7 protein-coding genes and 1 other annotated feature are annotated in these 6,167 nt (G+C 35.9%); of the genes, 4 read left to right on the top strand and 3 right to left on the bottom strand.

The window, feature by feature from the left end:
- On the top strand, positions 1-554 hold a 554-nt coding region (locus ACTJFD_RS00665; protein ID WP_442259111.1), incomplete at its 5' end, for an LPXTG cell wall anchor domain-containing protein.
- Between the two features lie 51 nt (positions 555-605).
- Here ACTJFD_RS00665 and ACTJFD_RS00660 read toward each other — a convergent pair.
- Positions 606-2,222, bottom strand: coding sequence for a SulP family inorganic anion transporter (locus tag ACTJFD_RS00660; protein ID WP_442259110.1), 1,617 nt, complete (start codon positions 2,220-2,222; stop codon positions 606-608).
- A gap of 131 nt (positions 2,223-2,353) precedes the next feature.
- Positions 2,354-2,492: a sequence feature (ribosomal protein L20 leader region), on the top strand.
- 24 nt (positions 2,493-2,516) lie between these two features.
- On the opposite strand from ACTJFD_RS00660, the gene infC reads away from it, so the two are divergent.
- The 3 genes from infC to rplT all read left to right on the top strand — a co-directional run bounded on the left by infC (position 2,517) and on the right by rplT (position 3,686).
- Positions 2,517-3,038 carry a translation initiation factor IF-3 gene (gene infC / locus ACTJFD_RS00655; protein ID WP_442259109.1) on the top strand — a complete coding sequence of 174 codons (522 nt, stop codon included), beginning with the start codon at positions 2,517-2,519 and terminating at the stop codon, positions 3,036-3,038.
- Positions 3,039-3,061: 23 nt separating this feature from the next.
- Positions 3,062-3,262 (top strand): 50S ribosomal protein L35, encoded by a 201-nt coding sequence (gene rpmI, locus ACTJFD_RS00650; RefSeq protein WP_077275582.1) that lies wholly within the window; start codon positions 3,062-3,064, stop codon positions 3,260-3,262.
- 64 nt (positions 3,263-3,326) lie between these two features.
- Positions 3,327-3,686, top strand: coding sequence for a 50S ribosomal protein L20 (rplT, locus tag ACTJFD_RS00645; RefSeq protein WP_442259108.1), 360 nt, complete (start codon positions 3,327-3,329; stop codon positions 3,684-3,686).
- Positions 3,687-3,842: 156 nt separating this feature from the next.
- Here rplT and ACTJFD_RS00640 read toward each other — a convergent pair whose 3' ends face one another.
- Complete coding sequence (locus tag ACTJFD_RS00640; RefSeq protein ID WP_442259107.1) at positions 3,843-4,853, bottom strand: aspartate-semialdehyde dehydrogenase; 1,011 nt, start codon at positions 4,851-4,853, stop codon at positions 3,843-3,845.
- On the bottom strand, positions 4,850-6,166 hold the full coding sequence (locus ACTJFD_RS00635; protein WP_442259106.1) for an aspartate kinase: 1,317 nt from the start codon (positions 6,164-6,166) through the stop codon (positions 4,850-4,852). Before ACTJFD_RS00635 ends, ACTJFD_RS00640 begins: the two co-directional genes overlap by 4 nt.
- Between the last annotated feature and the right edge of the window lies 1 nt (position 6,167).

The following is a 6,167-nucleotide window of genomic DNA, read 5'->3' as shown; positions in this document are numbered from 1 at the left end:
CAACGGATACGACAACAAAACCGTCAAGCGAAACAACGGATACGACAACAAAACCGTCAAGCGAAACAACGGATACGACAACAAAACCAACAAGCGAAACAACGACTCGACCTTCGATTGAGGGAACACTGCAAGAAAGGCTAAAAAAAGTTTCTGTTGTAAATCCAATTTATGTTGGTAGTCAGCAGATAACAGGTAAAACATTACCGAATACAAAAATTAGTTACCGATTAATAAAAAAAGAAAAAACAAAGGTGACTCAGTTATTTGTAACTGAAAAAGTCTATGCAGATAAGTTAACGACCGTAGATTCAACGGGTCAGTTTAAATTAGCAATTGAAGAAAAATTAACGGAGGGTGATAAAGTTGTTGTTACCTTCATTAATGAACAAGCAAAAGTCGAAGTAACTAAAGAAGTCGAAGTAGCAAAAGCGACCAAAGGCAAGGTTTCTAAAATACTTCCACAAACGGGAGAGAAAGAAAATTACATTGGTTTGACAGGTTTCATAGTGATTGGATTTGCTTTTATTTTACGTCGTCGTAAAGTAAATTAATAAAAAGGCCTCGCATTAAGAACTTATTTAGTTCCCATGCAAGGCCTTTTTTTATAATAAGACAGTTAAAAATTTATCAACGGAAGGATAAACGACTTGTCTATCTGTTGGTTGTTCAAAACCAGCTTTTTTTAATTGAATTTGTACGGATGGATTCATTGAAGCAAAAATGATGTTTCGGCCTTTTTCTGTTTCATCTTGGTAGAAATCAAGTAAGGCACGACTTGCAGTTACATCGAGATGAGGAACGCCTCTTAGAGAAAAAATGATATGATGATTGTCGGGGATTTCTTTTAATTTTTCTCTTAAAAAGTCAATACTCATAAAAAATAAAGGCCCTGTGACATAGACAACATGCCAATTACTAGTCGTTGTCTCGCTCTTCATGTTCATTCTTTGAGGTTCAACTTCTTCAATATTAATATCAATTTGAGCACTTTTAATAATGAAGTGAATGATAGCGAACAACGTACCAAGTAAAATTGCCATACTTAAGTCTAAAGTAACCGTAGCAAGCATGGTTAAAGAAAATTTGATTTCACCTGCTCTAAGTCGGTGTTTAAATAAGTAATGAATATTTTCCCAGTCATTCATTCGCCAAGCAGTAACCATCAGAACTCCAGCTAAAGCACTTAGCGGAATGTTTGACATGAGCGGGGCAAAAAGAAACATTGAAAGAAGTAAAAATAAGGCATGGAAAATACCAGTTAGCCGTGTAACAGCACCAGACTTGATAGCAACGCTACTCCGAGCAATCGCGGCTGTTGCTGGGATACCACCAAAGAATGGTAAAATAATATTACCAATACCTTGAGCGACTAATTCTTGATTGTTATCGATAGGACTCCCAGTCATTTTACTAGCACTAGCGCCACAAAGTAAACTTTCAATCATTCCTAAGACGGCGATACTAATCGCAGGCGAAAGTAAGTTTTTTGCCATGTCTGGTGTGATAGCACCTAAGGCAAGCCGGTCATCTCCAATTAATGAAGTGGGGATAGCACCAACTGTTGGTACATCTATTTTAGAAATCATGACAAAAGCTGTTGTAATGATAATAGATAAGAGAGATGCGGGAACAACCGCTGTCCATTTTTTGGGTAAGAAAATCATAAAGAGCACGACAAATAAGCCAATTGCCAGTGTGGGAAGGTGGATAGAAAAGCCATTGGTAAAGTAACTTTTAATTTGTTGAATAACGCTGGTCCCAGTAGAAGATGAACCGAAAAAGTTATTCACTTGACCGAGGGCAATGATTATTGCAATACCAGAAGTAAACCCTGTGATAACGGAAGAAGGAATAATATTTCCAAGAATTCCAAGTTTGAAAATACCGGCTAAGAGTAAAATGATACCAGCCATTAAAGTAGCTAAGAAAACACCGTTCATTCCGTATTTTGCAACAACAGATATCAAGATAGCTGCCATCGCACCAGTTGGTCCAGAAATTTGGAAGAAAGCTCCTGATAATGCACTAATAACAACACCAGCAATAATAGCTGTAATCATTCCTGAAGCAGCACTAGCGCCACTTGATACACCGAAAGCTAACGCTAGAGGTAAGGCAACAGCGGCGACGGTAACCCCAGCCATTAAGTCTTTAATCAGTTTTGTTTTATTATACCCTGTAAACTCTTTTCTTAAGATTGATAAAAAATTACTAATCATAAATTTGATAACCCCTTTTTTGATAATATGTTAAGAATATCACATTATCAATAGAATGAAAAATAAACTTTAATTTTTTTTGCTTTTATAGTTGACTTTATAAAATGAACTGTGTATACTGAAGTAGTTGAGAAATAAAGCAGAGGCACCCGCTTCTCGCCTAAGTTAGAATATGACTGGGCTGGATAAGGATAATTCTTACTTCCATATTTTGGATTTTAGAATTTTTTGGTGCGGGTTCTTTATAAGAACTCGTTTTTTTCTGTGTTTTTCTCTAATTATTTTTGGAGGTGAATGACCATAGCAAAAGATATTATGGTGAATGACGGCATTCGTGCAAGAGAGTTACGTTTAATTTCTGCAGATGGAGAACAATTAGGAGTTAAATCAAAAGTAGAAGCATTAAGAATTGCGGAAAGTGCAAGCTTAGATTTAGTATTGGTAGCACCAAACGCAAAACCACCCGTTGCTAAAGTAATGGACTATGGGAAGTATCGTTTCGAACAACAGAAAAAAGAACGAGAAGCTCGTAAAAAACAAAAAGTGATTAATGTGAAAGAAGTTCGTTTAAGTCCAACAATTGATCTGAATGATTTTAATACGAAACTACGTAATGCACGTAAGTTTCTTGAAAAAGGCGATAAAGTTAAGGCTTCTATCCGTTTCAAAGGCCGTGCCATAACCCATAAAGAAATTGGTCAGGACGTCTTAAACCGCTTAGCAAGTGAAACTGAAGATGTTGCAACAGTTGAGCAAAAAGCGAAAATGGATGGCAGAAGTATGTTCATCATGCTTGCGCCAAAAACAGATAAGTAGAACAATCTGAGGAGGAAAATCAAATGCCAAAAATGAAAACTCACCGCGGACTAGCAAAACGTGTTAAGCGTACTGGTGGTGGCGGATTAAAGAGATTCCGTGCGTTTACAAGTCACCGTTTCCACGGTAAAACTAAAAAACAACGTCGTCAATTACGTAGACCGTCAATGGTATCTAAAGGCGATTACAAACGTATTCGTCAACAATTGACTCGCATGAAATAATTTTTTAGTTATTGATAATGACTAAAGTAATAGAACGAAGAACAGAAATCAAGGAGGAATTATCATGGCACGTGTAAAAGGTGGAACAGTAACTCGCCGTCGTCGTAAAAAAGTGCTTAAGTTAGCTAAAGGCTACTATGGCTCGAAACATACATTATTTAAAACAGCAAAAGAACAAGTGATGAAATCTCATACATACGCATTTAGAGATCGTCGCAAAACTAAAAGTAATTTCCGTAAATTATGGATTGCTCGTATTAACGCAGCAGCTCGTATTAACGGTTTAAGCTATAGTAAATTAATGCACGGTTTAAAACTTGCTAATATTGATATTAACCGTAAAATGTTAGCAGATTTGGCTATCCATGACGCAACAGGTTTCACTGCTCTTGCTGACCAAGCTAAAGCAGAATTAAGCAAATAATTAAACAAACATTGATATGATACTGTTTATACCCACTCAATCGAGTGGGTATTTTTTTGACCCAGATTTATTTTTTATTGCTATCGTTTAGAAAAAAATGAGTTAAGCAGCATAAAAAACATCTTCATTGAACCGAAATTCAATGAAGATGTTTTTTTAGTTTTGTTCTATATAACTTTGAGCAATTTGAATCGCGTTGGTTGCTGCACCTTTTCGGAGTTGATCACCACAACACCAAAGACTAATCACGGTTTGTTGGTTAATTTTTTGCTTGCGTATCCGTCCAACATAAACTAAATCTTGACCTGAAGCTTCAAGTGGCATTGGATAGGGGATATCGTCCGTTTCATCGATTAATTTAACACCGGGAGCGACACTCAATAATTTTTTTACTTCTTCTATTGAAAAATCTTCATCAAAATAAAGAGTGATTGATTCAGAATGAGAACGAATAACTGGAACACGAACACAGGTGCAAATTACATTCAAGTTAGGATGATGTAGAATTTTACGGCCTTCATTTTGAAATTTAAGTTCCTCGCTTGTATTTCCTTCAGCATCAAAACCACCAATTTGTGGAATTAAATTATAAGCAATTTGATATTGAAAAGCGTCGATCGTTGGTGCGTCTTGGTTTTCAAGTTCTTTAATTTGCTGTTCTAACTCATGAGTTCCCGCAATTCCAGCGCCAGAAACTGCTTGGTAAGTCGAAACGACTATTTGCTGTATTGAGTATCGTTGATGTAAAGGAGCAATGGCAACTAAACCAATAATAGTAGAACAGTTCGGGTTAGCAATAATTCCTTGATTTTTTTTGATGTCTTCTGCATTAATTTCAGGGACGATAAGTGGAACGGCTTCATTTAAACGGTAAATACTTGAATTATCAATCACCAAACAGCCTGCAGCGACTGCTTTAGGAAGAAATTGGCGAGCAATCTCATCATCAAGTGCGGATAGAACAATATCGATACCTTTAAAACAGTCTCCGGTTAGTTCTTCAATCGTAAGGTCTTGATTTTCAAAGTGAAGCGTTTGACCAGCACTTCTTTTTGAAGCAAAAACATGTAATTTTTTAATAGGCAGTTGACGTTCACTTAAAACTTTTAGCATTTCTTGACCGACGGCGCCAGTGACTCCTAGAATTGCAATATGATATTTTTTCATTTGTCTTCTCCTTCAAATTCACTATAAATGGTTTGAATAGTTTTATTATAATCATCATTAGTAACGGCTAAAATGATATTTGTTTCATTCCCAGTTTGTGAAATAAGGGAAATGTTAATATTATTTTGACCTAACGCTTCAAAAACGCGCCCACTCATCCCCGTTTTTTGTTTCATAAAACGGGAAACGATGGCAATTAAAGCAAGCTCGTGATTGACAGTAATTTCGTCTGCTTGACAGACTTTTTTTAATTGGTGGACTAAATCATAGTACATTGGTTTGAGTGTTTCAGATTGGACGACCAATGAGAAAGAATCGATAGCCGTTGAAATGTGTTCGACATGAAGTTGATTTTCTTCTAAGACTTCTAAAGCTTTGCGAATGGTACCAAATTCATTCGACATGTGTTCTTTTACAATTGTAATAATCGAAAAATCTTTTTTTCCCGCAATCCCAGTAATCGCATGACGTATTTCTTGATTGACTTTATTTAAAATAATTGTTCCAGGGTTTTCTGGTTCATTGGTATTTAAAATATAGATGGGAATATTTTTATCTTTGACTGGGTAGACTGCTTCTTCGTGAATAACAGAGGCCCCCATGTAAGAAAGCTCCCGTAATTCTTCATAAGTAATAATATCGATTTGTTTCGGATGTTTAACGATTCGTGGATCAGCTTTAAGAATACCAGAGACATCTGTCCAGTTTTCATAACGTTTGGCATTTGCTAGATTTGCTAGAATACTACCAGTCACATCACTTCCACCACGTGACATTAAATGAATATCACCATTGGGAAAAGCCCCGTAAAAACCAGGAATTATCATTTTAGTATGTTGTTTGAGTAATCGTTGAAAAGCAATTTCCATTTTTGGATAATCTAAATCTCCGTTGAATTTGAAAAAAATAACATCTTTGGCATCAACGAAAGGATAGTTAAGGTAATCACTTAGTAATTTTGCTGTTAAATATTCACCACGACTGACAAGATATTCAAGTTCAATCGATTGTTGTAATTCATTGTAAAGGTGGTCTAATTCTTGTTCAATCGGTGTTTCTAAAGATAAAGTAGTCTTAATGGTTATGAGTTTTTCACGAATAAGATTGAAAATAGAATCGACAGACATGCCGTAACGTTTATGTTCAAAGCAAAGATAAAGAAGGTCGGTTATTTTATGATCTTCATTTGTCTCTTTTCCGCTTGCACTTGTAACGATAATCTTCCTCTTGTCATTAGTAGTAACAATCTGTTTAACTTTTTGAAATTGTTTAGCATTTGCGACACTACTACCTCCAAATTTGATAACACGCATT

The sequence above is a fragment of the Vagococcus sp. genome (genome assembly GCF_052102835.1).
Classification (GTDB): Bacteria; Bacillota; Bacilli; order Lactobacillales; family Vagococcaceae; genus Vagococcus.
This window is presented reverse-complemented; position numbering and strand designations above follow the sequence as displayed.